This is a genomic window from Candidatus Avelusimicrobium fimicolum (assembly GCF_021632165.1).
GTDB lineage: Bacteria > Elusimicrobiota > Elusimicrobia > Elusimicrobiales > Elusimicrobiaceae > Avelusimicrobium > Avelusimicrobium fimicola.
In genome coordinates this window covers 1-13,337 of record NZ_JAJWTS010000025.1, presented here as the reverse complement: position 1 = coordinate 13,337, position 13,337 = coordinate 1, and the positions used below count along the sequence as shown (strand labels likewise).

The window sequence follows — 13,337 nt, the reverse complement described above, 5'->3', positions numbered from 1 at the left end:
TCCTATCAAAAACAAGAGTGGAAAACGACAGATCCCGGATAAATTCCATTAAATGTGCCCCAAAACGCAGTTTATAACATTAAAAACCCCGGAAGCAGGAAAATCTGCCACCGGGGTTTAAATCGTCTTTCAACAGGCTTATTTGGCCAAGTGTTTGGAAAGATATTTGCTCATATCAAACATGCTGATTTGTTTTTTGCCTTCAAAAATCGGGGCCAATTTCGCATCAGAGTTGATCATGCGTTTGTTTTTAGCATCCTGCAAGCCGTTCTTTTTAATGTATTCCCACATTTTTTTAACAACTTCGGTGCGGGGAAGTGCCGCGGAACCCACTACGGCGGCCAATTCGGCGCTGGGGGTTAACGGGGCCATAAATTTTGCATTTGCTTTTGCCATATTACTAATTCTCCTATTTGTGTGAAAGATAAATCTCTTTATTAAATTTTAGTATATTTGGAGCCGCTTGGTAAGGGTTACTTGCCAAAACGGCTCCGTTAAATGAAATGACTGCGCGCTTATTTTACTTTCGGCGCGGCGGCCAAAACTTCCTTAGAGCAGCCGGATTCGTACTTTTTAAAGTTCTCAATAAACGACTTGGCCAAGGACTCATATTTTACCATATATTCTTCCTTGTTGGCCCAAGAGTTCATCGGGTTTAAAATTTCGGACGGCACGCCTTCGCAAGAAGTCGGGATTTGGAAGCCGAAAACCGGGTCGGTGATAAAGTCCACTTTCGCCAATTTTCCGTCCAAAGCGGCGTTCAACAGCGCGCGGGTGTATTTAATGCTGATACGGTGGCCGACACCATAAGGGCCGCCAATCCAGCCCGTATTGACGAGCCAGCAATCCACTTGGTGCTGTTGGATTTTCTTCTTTAACAGTTCGGCATACACAGACGGGTGCAAAGCCATAAACGGACCGCCGAAGCAGGTAGAGAACGTGCTGGTCGGTTCCTTTACGCCTTTTTCCGTACCGGCCACTTTGGCGGTGTAACCGCTGATAAAGTGGTACAAGGCTTGGTCGGGCGTCAATTTGGAAATAGGCGGCATTACACCAAAGGCATCACACGTCAAGAAGATGATGTTTTTCGGATGCGGAGCACGTTTGCTTTCTACCGCGTTTTCAATAAAATTAAGCGGGTAGCAAGCGCGGGTGTTTTCGGTCAGGGTGTCATCGTCCAGGTTGAGTTTGCCGGTTTCGGGGTCAAAGACCACGTTTTCCAGCACCGTACCAAAGCGGTGGGTGGTGGAATAAATTTGGGGTTCGGCTTCTTGGCTCAAACGAATTACTTTGGCATAGCAGCCGCCTTCAAAGTTGAACACTCCTTCATCGTCCCAGCCGTGTTCATCGTCGCCGATGAGGCCGCGGGTCATATCCGCAGACAAGGTGGTTTTGCCCGTGCCGGACAAACCAAAGAAAATCGCGCTGTCCTGCTTATCGCCCACGTTGGCGGAGCAGTGCATCGTCATAATGCCTTTTTGCGGCAAGAGGAAGTTCATTACCGTGAACAGGGATTTCTTATTTTCGCCGCCATATTCGGTGCCGATGACCAAGATAATCTTCTTTTCAAAGTTAATCAAAATAGCGGTTTCGCTAGTGGTGCCGTCGGTGGCGGGGTCCACTTTCATTTTGGGGAGGCAGATCAGCGTAAATTCCGGCACAAAAGATTTTAATTCTTCCTGTTTGGGTTCAATGAACATATTTTTAACAAACAGGTTCGTCCAAGCACATTCCGTAATGGCGCGCACTTTGAGGCGGGAGGCTTCGCTGGAACCGACATACGCATCGCGGGCAAAGAGGTCTTTGTCTTTTACATATTCTTTCACTTTGGCAAAGATTTTATCAAAGTATTCGGGTTTAATACCTTTGTTGCTTTTGTTATAAAAAAGTTTACCTTCAATGTCTTTGGTTTCCACAAAAAAGCGGTCGTTCGGGCTGCGGCCGGTATGTTTGCCGGTGCTCACGCACAGCGGGCCGCCGTACACCACATTGGCTTCTTTGCGGTCCAAGGCTTCCTGGTACAAAGACGGAGTGGAATAGTTCCAGTACACGGTTTTATTGGTAGAAATACCGGCGTGTTCCAAACCATAATCCGGTTTAAAGAAATCCGGTTTAGCATTTAATGTTTTCATTTTAATCCCTCGTAACTAATTTATCCCCGATTTTTATTTCGTTCGGGGCGGTTTTATCCAACGCCCAGCGTATGCGGCGCACGCCCTCTATAATAGAGGCCTTGTCCGCACAGAAACTGACACGCAGGTACCCTTCCGCTCCAAACGCTTTTCCGGGCACTACGGCCACTAATGCCTTTTCCAACAGGTACTGCGCCAGTGCATTGGAATCGGCGTTATAGTGGCTAAAATCTATGAACGAATAGAAGGTTCCCTGCGGCTTTTGCACGCGCACATTGGGAATCTTGGCAACCTCGGCAAGCAGCGCATCGCGATTTTCCTGTAATACGCGCCGCAGGTCTGCCACTACATTTTGGTCGCCCAACAGGGCGGCGGCCGCAGCGGTTTCGCTCAAATCGCTGTTGCAGGATGTGCTTTGCGCCTGCATACGGCCCATAGCGGCAATCAGTGGTTTATTGGCACTTACCGCCCAACCGATACGAAGCCCGGTCAAGCCGTAGAGTTTTGATACACCGTTAATAATAATTAAATTTTCTGCCGCCTGCGCATATTGGCAGGGGTTCGGCGTGGTTTGTCCGTCAAAAACGAGTTCGCGGTAAATATCGTCCATTACCAAAAAGATTTGGTTGGCCTCGGCAAATTCCACAATGGTTTTTACAAATTCCGCGCTGTAAATTTGCCCCGACGGGTTGCACGGACTGTTAATCAAAATCGCCTTGGTTTTGGGCGTAACGGCCTTTAAAATCTGCTCTGCCTTAACCATTAAGCCTTCCGTCGGGCGCACGATAACAGGCGTTCCCCCCGCCATGCGCACCATTTCGGGATAACTGACCCAAAACGGAGCAGGGAAAATGACTTCATCTCCCGGGTTTACGGTTGCAAGCAGAAAATTAAAAAGCGCTTGTTTAGCACCCGCAGACACAAGCACATTAGCCGGCTCGTAGCGGCGGCCATATTGGTTAAGCGTATAATGCAAAACGGCTTTTTTTAACTCCGGTGTGCCGGAGGAAGGAGAATATTTTATTTTGCGGCTTTGCGCTTTTTGGATAATGGCATCCACCGCCGCCTGCGGAGCCGGATAAGTGGGTTCTCCACCTCCCAAGTGAATAACGGGCTGCCCGGCCGCTTTTAAAGCGCGGGCCGCGGCATTTATTTTTAAGGTCGGCGAATCACCGATAGTATCAGCCAATTTACTTAAAATCAAACTCATAAATTTTCCCCCTACGCTCATTGTAACATTTAATTACGCCCAAAAAACGCTTTTTTGGAAGAATATAAAAAACCCCGCCTGGTTAAAAGCGGGGCTTTGGATAAAAAAAACTTTATTTTTCGGGCTTTTCGGGAGTTTTTACCACTCGGTCCATTATCTGTTCACTAAATGTCAGGCGGTCGCGGTGGATAGCACCGGAAAGGGCCGGAACTTCCTTTCGGATGTAATAAGTTTTTTCCAAATACGGTTTCCACCCGTTAAAACGCAGCCGGTAAATAGTTTTAAGCGGATAAAAATCTGGCGTAAATAATGCCAAATAACCGCCGAGCCCGCCGCCTGTTAAATAAGGCGGAACCGTTCCCTCATAAGCCGCCAACCGGGCAAAGGGGTAAATAGTTGCCTTTAAATGAGGAATATTAACGAGCGCCTGGTCCGCTTGCTGTACTCCTAACAAATCGCGCGTAGGATCCAATCCGTCCCCGACCATTGTTCCGGCACGGACTTGGTCCAAATCCGGCTTTTTCAAATCTTTTAAATACGGTACGGATGCTAATGTTTGTACACGCGGTTGGAGTGTTTTAAAATCAAAGGTTACTACTTTTACATTGGTAAAGTTTTGCGGCTGAAAACGGCTGACCGTAGAGGTACCATTGTAGCCTTTCTCCACACGGCCCATATAGCCGCCGTCACCAAACGAGGCTTGGCATACGCCGCCCACTTTATCAAAATTATTGATAGTCATCGTCAGGGAAGAAGGTCCTTCATCCTCCGTTCCGGCCAGGCAGTCCAAATACGGGCTGTCTGCCGACGCGCCCCCAAAGCCCTTTTCAAACTCGGTGCGCATCACATCACCAAATTGGTTTAATGTCAAATATTGGGACGGTTTACCCAACACCAGCCAATTTTGCACTTTATCCCACCACGAAAGTTTCTCCGGGCGGCCTACATATTCTGATGCCGCCAGATTGCGGCGTTCGTTTTCCCAAGACACCCAGCGGGCGCTGTTTAAGTAAAACTCAGGCGTTTTGCCCTCTTTAAAAAACGCGGTGGAACGCGTTTGCGTAAAGTAATCGCGCAAACTGACCTTGGTACCGTCTTCCAACTCTACGGGTTCGTTCCACAAGCGGTTAATCTGTTCGCGGTCCGCCTTTAAACCCGGGCGGTTAATGGCCACTTCAATTTTATGCCATTTGGCGCGCAACCCATTGGTAAGGGCCGGACTGTTCTTGTAGGCAAAACCTTGTTTAAAACTGTAATCGGCCATACTGCTGACGAGATCTTTAAGTTCCATATCAAACTCATAAAGCGTATTTTCGCCGTCCGCCAGTTCTACAAAGCGTTTTACATTTTCGTTAAATTTATTTTTATAATAACCGGCAGGCAGGCGGCGCGTGCCCTCAATCAAGCGCGCATCATACATAAAGTCCGGCAGGCGGCCCGTTTCACGAATCGGGTTAAAAATCACACGCTCGGCCTCATCCAGGGGCATATAATATAAAAATTCCATTAAGTTGTTGGCCTTGGCCGGGGACATACCCATAATGGCTTCCACTTGATTACGCGGTTTGAAATATCCGTTCTTAAAGGATATCATCCAATCACGGATTAAACTGTCCTCATCGCGCAGACCGGACGGATAGACTTTGCTGACAAGCCCCGGGCGGGGTTTTTCATCCAGTACAGGAATAACGGGAGCATAGGACAGCGCATCTTCTTGCTGGGCTTGTTCCGCCGGTTGCTGTTCCGCGGGGGCTTGTGTAGCCGCTTGCTGCGGCGTAGTAGTGGGTTTGGTTACGGTTTTGGTTTTCGCTTTTTTAGGAATACGGTGTTCATAGGCGGAGAGCACCCATTTATTCATCGCCTCTACGGTAAATTTGCCATTTAATCTGGAAAGCGGCCCCAACGCAACCGACAACTCATTGATGCGTTCCACCGGGGCATAAGCGGTATGGTGCGGCACTTTAATAGGAAAATGGTAATGAGTCAGAAATTCGCTAACAGATTCCAACGCGGCAGTCGGCTTAGCAGTGTCCAAAACTTTTTCCAACATTGGGTACATTCCCAAGGCAACCAATGCACGCGCCATCGTCGTTAAAGCAATAGGCTCCAAGGCTGAACCTGAAAAGGCCTGATATGAAGCCAGTAACAATTGGATATCGTCCACTGAGCCGTAAATGCCGATAGCGGCCATATCCTCCAAGGCTTTATAGGCGGCCAAAACAGCCGGATGATTTTGGTTTTTCAATATTTCATCCGCAGTAGAATATGTATTTAAGTGGGCAAGTTGCAGTTGGATATTGATTAAATCGGTGCGGTAGGGCTTTACTTCCGGCAGAGCGGACGCACGCATAAGCACAGGACTTTTAAGCAGTACGCGCGCAATGGCCGCCTCATCTACCTGTTGGGAAACGGATAAACGCAGGGCCGGATTGGGAAGAGGAACCGAAAACCGGGGAACTTGAACGGTACCTGACGGAACTTTTACTTGGGGAACGGTTCCTTTGGGAATTTTTACGGTGCCCGTTTTCGGAACGCGTTTTACGGCACCAACACCCTTTTTAATATTTTTTAAAGGATTCCCCGCCCAAGCATTAGCACAAATCGCCAAACTGATAAAAATCGTCAAAAACGCTTTCATATATTATCCTTTCCGGCAAAAATATTTCAATTATATTATTCAATATATCCGCCCCTAAAACAAGGGCCATTGGCCCCACCTGCCGGGACCAATGGTCCTATAATCGGTTAGGCCCTCTTTTTACAGGGCGGCTAATTTGTCCGCCAACGGGTTTACGGCTTCTTCGCGCACAAATTCCATACGTCCCTCATCCACCGCCTGCGCCGCCAACGGATTTATCGGCAGACGTACCACGGGCGAAAGCCCAAAGGTTTTGCCCATTTCATCAGCGCGGCTCTTGCCAAAAACAGAAATTTCTTTTCCGCAGTCGGGACATTTCAAATAACTCATATTTTCCACTAATCCCAACACGGGCACATTCATCATTTTGGCCATTTTAACGGCCTTGCCCACAATCATCTGCACCAATTCCTGCGGGGAGGAAACAATCACAATTCCGTCAATAGGCAAACTTTGGAACACCGTCAGCGTTACATCTCCTGTGCCGGGCGGCATATCAATAAACAAGTAGTCCACTTCTTTCCAAATAACATCTGTCCAAAATTGGCGCACCGTACCCGTAATGAGTGCCCCGCGCCAAATAACGGGGTCTGTTTCGCGCTCCAACAATAAATTTAAAGACATTACCTGTATGCCCGTTTGTGTTTTGACCGGGTAAATGCCGTCTTGGTCGCCGGTGGCGCGTTCGTGCAGGCCAAACATTTTGGGCACGGACGGGCCTGTGATATCGGCATCTAAAATGCCGCACGAATACCCGCGGCGGATCATTTCCGTGGCTAACAGCCCCGTAACAAAACTTTTGCCCACGCCGCCTTTTCCGCTTACCACGCCGATAACGTGTTTTATACGGCTTAACAAATGCGGCTTTTCCTTAGGCATTTCCTGGGCATTATGCCCGGAGCATCCGCTTTTGCAGGATGCACAATCGTGGTTACAATTCTCGCTCATCTTTTCTTCCTCACAATAATTTTAAATCTTTGTCCGCTAATGCGCTAATTAAAAAGCGTCCGTCCGGCAATCGTTTTAATTGCGCATAGGCGGCAGTATCATACTTTTTGGCGGTTCCTTCTTTAAAATAGAATTGGTGCGGCAAACGAGCCGTTACCTGATGAACCGGGATAACTAGCGGCTTATCCGTTTTGGCCCGGCCCGCCACGCCCCGCTCATCCACATACAGCGTAACCTGTTTGACAGGCGCGTTTATACCAAACACATCTTGCTCAAAGGCATAGTTAATCTGCATATATTCCCCGCTTAGCAAGGCCAGCGGGTCCAGCGGCGCCATTTGCAAATAGAAGGTCTGCGCATTTTTCAGCGCGTGCTGTGTATAAGCAGCATAACCGCCGAAGCAAAGCACCAGCAAAAGAGTATAAAATAACAGCAGTTTATTTCGCATATACGCTCCGTACCGCCAATAAAATAAGGCCCGAAGCCATAAGCAACGCCGCCTTTGCGGACAGGGCCGCGTTTAAGGTAAAGTAAAATAAAAATAGCCCGCACACGACTCCCGCCGTACCGAGGCTTTCCAACACACGGTCGCGCAAGGTAAACCCGGCGTACATTAGTATAAGAGCCAAAACCGTCGGCCAATTTAAAAGTGCGGACAACACCACCGCTCCGGCCGCCAACGCTATTTGCCCGCGGGTCCAGTTGCCTTTATGGGAAAATACAGCATAGACAGCCACACAGGCGGCCAAGGCTACGTTCGCCGGGTTTAACCCATACCAACACATTTTGCTATCAGCGGTTTCACCCGCTAAAATCGTACACCACCAAATAAGCGCATAGGCCAACGGATAAAAGGGAAATTTGCGTTTCGCAAAAAGCCACAGGGCCACGCCAAACGCGCCAAGGGCAGACAAAGCCTCGGCAAAAAGGTTCCATTTCCACTCCCAATCCACCTTGGCATACAAACTGCTGGCCACCACCGCACACCACAAAAAGCGGTTAAAAGGATTTTTAAAAAGCGGATAAGATACTACCGCCACAATAAGAGCACTCATCCAAACGGACATACCGGGGATATCCGTCATCCGGAAGGCCAGTATAATTTGCCCGGCCAGACCAATGAGTCCCCCTAACTGACGGCGCCACGCTCCGCGCAAGGGCGGTAAATTGGAAGATGTTTTTTCAAGCAGAACGCCCGCGCAAAAAAACAGTACCCCGCGCCCTAAAACCGGGATAATGCCGGCTAATAAACGGTCGGCTATCCCCACCAAAAGACTCGCCGAAATCAGCGAGCCGATAAACAGCATAGCCCGCACCAAAAAAGGAACGGACACGGCTTCGCGGTGTTTTAAAAAGGTTTCGGCCTGCGCGCGCTTTTCAGAAGGTACTCCGCTTAAAATTTCACTCGTGTTCATTTGATTTTCTCCCGCGCACTAAACCAAAAACGGTAACTGAGGAGTCCGCTCCCGGCAAAAAGCAAACAATAAATAAGCAAACCCAAGGTGCAAAATCCCAACCATTGATCCAGATACGCACAGATAAGCCCCGTCAAGGCGAGGGCGTTCCAAGCAAAGAGAGCCACGTCTTTTTTGTGATGAGCATAGCCCAGGAAAACACCAGCCAACACAAGCCCGGCCAAATAATACCCTGCATTTGGGAAATTTAGCACCTTTTCCGCCGATAAACCGCCCCAAACAGTGGCATAGACGCTTAAAGGCATCCAAATAAAGCGTTTAAAACCCTCGCCCCAGTTTTTACAGGCGGGCAAAAATTCTACCAAAGCCCACGCCGTAAAATACACGCCAAAGGCCACCCACCAAAAACCGTCCGTTAAAATTCCCCCTTGGAACGAGGCCCAATAAACCGTAGCCACATACAGCGCAAACAAATACATCCATTTATTACGGGTCAGGCAACACAAGGGCAAAAGCAAAAGAGCCCACAGGCCAAACAGTTCATATAAAAACGCCCCCGTTTGATATATCTGCCCAAAAACCGCCAAAAAGGCCCCTATCATCACCGCCGCACCAAAGGCAAAACCTTGCCCCGGCCAAGTATCCAACTTTTTATAATACGCCCCAGCCCCGCACAGCACGAGCCCGATAAGCGGCAGGGATAGCCTTAAAATCAACCCCATTTCCTGCCAGTTAGCCGCAATGAAGCAGACAAACCCCGCCAATATAAAGGCCACGCCCGCCGCCAACAGTCTATGGGAAAGCCAGGCCGTTTTGTCTGCCGGGCGGACTTTATTTAATAAGGTTTGATAGGATTTTTCATCCAACAAACGTTCGTTTAGTAAAACATCCAATAGTTGCTTGCTCATACTCCGATTATACCAAATACGATAGACAGACCGCCCGCCACAAAAGATATAATAAGAATATGTTTGTACTTTTAATTTTACTTATACTACTGATAGGGTACGCGCTAACGCGCGTGGGGGCGCATATGGTATTTCGCCCGCAAAAAAAACGCTGGCCTTTAAAATTACCCTTTCAAAAGATTGCCTTTCCCGCGCCTAACGGCAAAATGATTACCGGGGTGTATCTCCCGGCAGGAAAGGGCTTGCCTACACTGCTTTTTTTTCACGGACGGGGTGGAAATATATCGCACTTTGAAGCATTTGCCCAAGCCTATGCGCCGCTGGGATTTGGAGTTATAATGTTTGACTACCGCGGCTTTGGTTTGTCTGCGGGCAGCCCCAGCCAAAAAACGGTGTTTGAGGATGCGCTTTGTGCGGTACGCTACGCATTAAAAGACCTAAAAATTTTGCCCAATGATATCGTACTTTTCGGCCACTCGCTAGGCAACGCGCCCGCGCTGTATGCGGCATCAGAAATGGGGAAATTGCCCTTTAAGGCATTAATCCTGCAAAGCCCGTTTTTAAGCACGCCCGATATGGCGGTATGCTTGCGCACGCACGATTATTCACCCGCCTCGCGTTGGTATCGTTTGGCGGCGCTTTTGGTATTTCCTTTTTTGTATTTCAACCGCTTTGATAACGTAAAATCTGCAAAAAAATTACCGGAAGGTTTGCCCGTCCTGGTGTGTATGAGCCGGGCCGATCAAACAATTCCGTGGCGGCAAAGTGCCAAACTGGCGGACTTTATCGGCCACGAAAAGCGTTTTTTGTCCCCGATGGGCGGACACGACGATTTTGCCTGGGCGCAGGAGGCAGTAGTACAATTTTTGCATCAGTTATAAGGAGTATCCGGCGCAGGAGCGCGCAAAAGTTTGCTATAATAGAATTAGATACCCGATGCCCGCCACTCGGCGACGGTATAATTGGAGAGGTGTGTGAGTGGTTGAAACAGCAGGTCTCGAAAACCTGTAAACCGCAAGGTTTCGAGGGTTCAAATCCCTCCCTCTCCGTTTTGCTATACAACATTAAACCCCGACGAGGTCGGGGTTTTTTGTTGACTTTTACGACGGAAAACATAGTAAAGAGTAGTAAACAAAATTAAACAAAGTTAAACTAAAACAAAGACAAAGTGGGGGCAAAAGTGGGGGCAGAATACCTAAAAATCAAGTGGGGGACACTCGGCCAAAAGTGGGGGACACTATTTTTGCACCATTTGGGGCAGTTTGAGAACAAACGATTTCATCCGCTCTAAATGCTCCAAACGGGCCTTTGCATCCGCCTTGCGCAGGGTTTCTTTGTCAATATAATGGCGCTCGGTGGTCTTTTTGTCCGCATGCGAAACGTATTTTGATACGTCTATTTCCGCCGCGCCGGCCTGTATCATATACGACGTATGCGTTTTACGCAAAGACTTATACGTGCACACTATCTTATGGCCGTTTTCTTCTTTACGCAAAATCATTTCGTTGACGTTTTTTAAGTTTTTGTTCCAATGCTTGGAAAAAGTGCTGTCATCCAGCGGGTGGCCGTTTTCGTTGGTAAGTAGATATGTTTTGGCATGCAAGGATAAAATGTCCGCCACGGTGTCCGGCGTGAAATAAACCGGGCGCTCTTTGTCTCTTTTGACCGACCACGCGCGGATGCCGCGGTTTTTGTTTTCCGCGTTATGACTAATCCACGCAATGCCTGTGGCGGGGTCCAACTTTTCTATTAAAAAGTTGTACATTTCTTCCGGGCGCAAGTTCCCCTCAAAGCCCATACGAACGGCCACGCGCATTTGAGGACTGCTGTACTTTAAGAGCATAGCAAGTTCCCACGTGGTAAGTACGCGCACCACAGGCGCGCTGGTCTTTTTGGGCGAATTGCGCAGTGGGGTAAGGTCTATATACGGGATATACCCCTCCACCATTCCCCAGTCAAAGGCGCGCAAAAGGCAACCCATATCTTTATTGACCCCGTAATTATCGTCCCCGTTGCGTTGGGCTTCGGCCGCCTTGGTACGGCGGAACAAGGCTATATCTTCAAAGGTTAAATCCCGCACATAGTGTGGCTTGGCAATTTTTTCAAAGTGGGCCAAAGCGTAGGAGTATTCGGCAATGGTGCGGGTGCGCCAAGTGGGCTTGCCTGTTTTGGCGTCCTTTTCGGTACGCAGGGCTTTAAGAAAGGCACTCGTAAAAAAGGCCCACGTTTTAGAGCCGTCCACTCGGCGGGACTTGTTTTCCCGTTCCAATTTTTCTACCCAAATTTTATAGTCGTGTTCCCGTTGCTCCCGGTTGCCAGTCAAAAAAATCTCGTACCGCCTGCCATTGATTTGCTTGCGGTATCTTTGGCCCAGACGGCCGGGGCGTTTGAAACTGGAAATTTTCTCAGCCATTGTTTTTTACCCACTTTGACATTTCGGCCAAAACCTCTTGGGCTTGGGCAGACGTTAAATAATGACGTTGTACCTGTTTATCCAACAAGTATTTCCACAAGGGAAAAAGTTGTTTTGGGGTGGCATTTACGTCTGCGCCGTGTTTAATTTGTGCGGAAACCTGTGCAAATAGAAAAGAGTACCCCTCAACGTCGGCGGTACGCATGAACGGAAAAACGGTATCAAAATAAGCGGACAAATCCGGAAAGGCTGACCGCAGAGAGGTTTCCATAAATGCCAGGTTCATTTTAAGAAATTAAACCGCACGTTGGCGGCCACTCCAAAGGTTTTTATACGGTCTATTCCGTCTGCATCTATGTTGGTTTGGGAATAAAAAGCAATAATATCCATATCTGTTTTATCCCCTAATGGAAATTCCATTCCGACAAAGGCTGACGGAGTAAAAGCAAATTTACTCTTGAACAATTCAAAACGGTAGGTCCTGCCGCTTATTGTTACTTTGAGGTCGTTTATGTCCGTTCCGTTTATAGAAAATTTGGGCTGTACGCGCGTGGCAGCAATACCGGCTCCAAGAAAAAAGCGTACATTGGAATACGGATTTGCATACAAGAAAGCATTGGCCCCAACATCCCACATCTGCACTTTGGACGTGTAGGAATATCGGGAAAAGGGAGCGCGGAATTGGCCGCTTTTGGACATTTCCCCACGCCACTGAAAAAACACTTCGGTCCGTGTCCAAGCGGATAAGTGCGCGCCGTAGGTGGCTTTGATACCCGCTTGCATAGAGGACAAGGAGTTTTCCATATACTGGGAAAAGGCACTTTCGTCAGACAGGGATAAAGAACTGCTCATTCCCGCCGCACCAATGGAAACATACGGCCGGTTGGTGGTGGCAAGAGAAGTCTTGTTTTGTGGCACAGGTTTCTCTTTGGGAGCAGGAACCGTTTGCGGCTTTTGCGGAGCAGCAGGCTTGGGGGTTGTGGTGCTTTCCCCTCGGGCCCAGCGGGCAGCCTCATCATTTAAGGCGGCATCTTGCTGGTGGGTATTTTCTTGCCCGACGATAACGGGGTTTGCGTAGCCCTGTTCGTTTACCGGAACATACTCATATTCCCCCTCTAAAATGCGATAGGTGCCATCCCCTGCGGGCACCAATTTAGGCACTTTTTGATAATAAGTTTGAGAATACGCAGGAAGAAAACATCCAGCCGCCAACAGGGCAAGAAGTATTTTTTTCATAAGTTATTTTCCCTTTTTGAGCAAATTATATTTTAATTCCAAATTTTCTATTTTGCTTTCCAAGGCCGCAATTTTGGCCGTTAATAATTTAATATCTTTTTCCACGTCGGCAGAAATGTTTATATTTTTGCCCACAACGTTGCTATTCCCGCTGACTTGGGTGGAACTGTCAAAAAAATAATTGATATTTTTTCCCGTGGCCCGCGCCAGTTTTTTAAGCGTTTCCAGTTTGGGGCTATTCGTCCCGCTTAGCCATTGGCTAATCGTGTTAGGCTTGACGCCCAGTTTTTCGGCCAAAGAAGTTTGATTTAATCCCACTTCCGCCATGGCGATTTTTATTTTTTTAATCAAATTTTCATTTTGTTTTCTCGTCATAAAAACCCACTTTGTAAAAAATACACCTTGACATTTTATCTTGTTTTAAGATAATATATCTT

Annotated in this window: 13 protein-coding genes and 1 tRNA gene; 2 read left to right on the top strand and 12 right to left on the bottom strand. The window is 48.1% G+C overall.

What is annotated here, in order from left to right:
• Positions 1–138: 138 nt before the first annotated feature.
• The 8 genes from ACQY2K_RS07680 to ACQY2K_RS07645 form a co-directional block, all read right to left on the bottom strand.
• On the bottom strand, positions 139–396 hold the full coding sequence (locus ACQY2K_RS07680) for an SWIB/MDM2 domain-containing protein (RefSeq protein WP_177745655.1): 258 nt from the start codon (positions 394–396) through the stop codon (positions 139–141).
• Between the two features lie 119 nt (positions 397–515).
• Positions 516–2,132 carry a phosphoenolpyruvate carboxykinase gene (locus tag ACQY2K_RS07675; protein ID WP_428041370.1) on the bottom strand — a complete coding sequence of 539 codons (1,617 nt, stop codon included), beginning with the start codon at positions 2,130–2,132 and terminating at the stop codon, positions 516–518.
• A 1-nt stretch (position 2,133) separates the two neighbouring features.
• Positions 2,134–3,342 carry a pyridoxal phosphate-dependent aminotransferase gene (locus tag ACQY2K_RS07670; RefSeq protein ID WP_428038246.1) on the bottom strand — a complete coding sequence of 403 codons (1,209 nt, stop codon included), beginning with the start codon at positions 3,340–3,342 and terminating at the stop codon, positions 2,134–2,136.
• A gap of 112 nt (positions 3,343–3,454) precedes the next feature.
• Positions 3,455–5,980 (bottom strand): hypothetical protein, encoded by a 2,526-nt coding sequence (locus tag ACQY2K_RS07665; RefSeq protein ID WP_428041369.1) that lies wholly within the window; start codon positions 5,978–5,980, stop codon positions 3,455–3,457.
• A 120-nt stretch (positions 5,981–6,100) separates the two neighbouring features.
• Positions 6,101–6,928 carry a P-loop NTPase gene (locus ACQY2K_RS07660; RefSeq protein ID WP_428041368.1) on the bottom strand — a complete coding sequence of 276 codons (828 nt, stop codon included), beginning with the start codon at positions 6,926–6,928 and terminating at the stop codon, positions 6,101–6,103.
• Positions 6,929–6,938: 10 nt separating this feature from the next.
• Positions 6,939–7,376, bottom strand: a complete 438-nt coding sequence (locus tag ACQY2K_RS07655) for a GDYXXLXY domain-containing protein (RefSeq protein WP_428038250.1) — start codon at positions 7,374–7,376, stop codon at positions 6,939–6,941.
• Entirely contained in the window at positions 7,366–8,343 is a 978-nt protein-coding gene (locus tag ACQY2K_RS07650; protein WP_428041367.1) for a DUF4401 domain-containing protein, read from the bottom strand. Before ACQY2K_RS07650 ends, ACQY2K_RS07655 begins: the two co-directional genes overlap by 11 nt.
• Positions 8,340–9,251: a DUF2157 domain-containing protein gene (locus ACQY2K_RS07645; protein ID WP_428041366.1), complete on the bottom strand. Its 912-nt coding sequence runs from the start codon at positions 9,249–9,251 to the stop codon at positions 8,340–8,342. Before ACQY2K_RS07645 ends, ACQY2K_RS07650 begins: the two co-directional genes overlap by 4 nt.
• A 59-nt stretch (positions 9,252–9,310) precedes the next feature.
• Between ACQY2K_RS07645 and ACQY2K_RS07640 the strand changes: the two genes are divergently transcribed.
• Both ACQY2K_RS07640 and ACQY2K_RS07635 read left to right on the top strand, forming a co-directional pair.
• Entirely contained in the window at positions 9,311–10,132 is an 822-nt protein-coding gene (locus tag ACQY2K_RS07640) for an alpha/beta hydrolase (RefSeq protein WP_428041365.1), read from the top strand.
• Positions 10,133–10,215: 83 nt separating this feature from the next.
• Positions 10,216–10,300 (top strand) — tRNA-Ser (locus tag ACQY2K_RS07635).
• A gap of 188 nt (positions 10,301–10,488) precedes the next feature.
• Here ACQY2K_RS07635 and ACQY2K_RS07630 read toward each other — a convergent pair.
• From ACQY2K_RS07630 to ACQY2K_RS07615, 4 genes are read right to left on the bottom strand one after another with little or no spacing between them, the layout of a single operon-like run.
• Positions 10,489–11,664, bottom strand: coding sequence for a tyrosine-type recombinase/integrase (locus tag ACQY2K_RS07630; RefSeq protein WP_428041364.1), 1,176 nt, complete (start codon positions 11,662–11,664; stop codon positions 10,489–10,491).
• Positions 11,657–11,950: a hypothetical protein gene (locus tag ACQY2K_RS07625; RefSeq protein WP_428041363.1), complete on the bottom strand. Its 294-nt coding sequence runs from the start codon at positions 11,948–11,950 to the stop codon at positions 11,657–11,659. Before ACQY2K_RS07625 ends, ACQY2K_RS07630 begins: the two co-directional genes overlap by 8 nt.
• The gene (locus ACQY2K_RS07620; protein WP_428041362.1) at positions 11,947–12,900 is read right to left on the bottom strand and encodes a hypothetical protein; all 954 of its coding nucleotides are present in this window, start codon (positions 12,898–12,900) and stop codon (positions 11,947–11,949) included. The genes ACQY2K_RS07625 and ACQY2K_RS07620 overlap by 4 nt, the downstream gene beginning before the upstream one ends.
• A gap of 3 nt (positions 12,901–12,903) precedes the next feature.
• The gene (locus tag ACQY2K_RS07615; RefSeq protein WP_428041361.1) at positions 12,904–13,275 is read right to left on the bottom strand and encodes a helix-turn-helix domain-containing protein; all 372 of its coding nucleotides are present in this window, start codon (positions 13,273–13,275) and stop codon (positions 12,904–12,906) included.
• Positions 13,276–13,337 lie beyond the last annotated feature (62 nt).

Bases quoted from the DNA above. Each gene is read 5' to 3' on its own strand.
- ACQY2K_RS07670 (WP_428038246.1), bottom strand. From the start codon at position 3,342: ATGAGTTTGATTTTAAGTAAATTGGCTGATACTATCGGTGATTCGCCG.
- ACQY2K_RS07650 (WP_428041367.1), bottom strand. From the start codon at position 8,343: ATGAACACGAGTGAAATTTTAAGCGGAGTACCTTCTGAAAAGCGCGCG.
- ACQY2K_RS07655 (WP_428038250.1), bottom strand. From the start codon at position 7,376: ATGCGAAATAAACTGCTGTTATTTTATACTCTTTTGCTGGTGCTTTGC.
- ACQY2K_RS07645 (WP_428041366.1), bottom strand. From the start codon at position 9,251: ATGAGCAAGCAACTATTGGATGTTTTACTAAACGAACGTTTGTTGGAT.
- ACQY2K_RS07675 (WP_428041370.1), bottom strand. From the start codon at position 2,132: ATGAAAACATTAAATGCTAAACCGGATTTCTTTAAACCGGATTATGGT.
- ACQY2K_RS07625 (WP_428041363.1), bottom strand. From the start codon at position 11,950: ATGAACCTGGCATTTATGGAAACCTCTCTGCGGTCAGCCTTTCCGGAT.
- ACQY2K_RS07660 (WP_428041368.1), bottom strand. From the start codon at position 6,928: ATGAGCGAGAATTGTAACCACGATTGTGCATCCTGCAAAAGCGGATGC.
- ACQY2K_RS07615 (WP_428041361.1), bottom strand. From the start codon at position 13,275: ATGACGAGAAAACAAAATGAAAATTTGATTAAAAAAATAAAAATCGCC.
- ACQY2K_RS07630 (WP_428041364.1), bottom strand. From the start codon at position 11,664: ATGGCTGAGAAAATTTCCAGTTTCAAACGCCCCGGCCGTCTGGGCCAA.
- ACQY2K_RS07665 (WP_428041369.1), bottom strand. From the start codon at position 5,980: ATGAAAGCGTTTTTGACGATTTTTATCAGTTTGGCGATTTGTGCTAAT.
- ACQY2K_RS07620 (WP_428041362.1), bottom strand. From the start codon at position 12,900: ATGAAAAAAATACTTCTTGCCCTGTTGGCGGCTGGATGTTTTCTTCCT.
- ACQY2K_RS07640 (WP_428041365.1), top strand. From the start codon at position 9,311: ATGTTTGTACTTTTAATTTTACTTATACTACTGATAGGGTACGCGCTA.
- ACQY2K_RS07680 (WP_177745655.1), bottom strand. From the start codon at position 396: ATGGCAAAAGCAAATGCAAAATTTATGGCCCCGTTAACCCCCAGCGCC.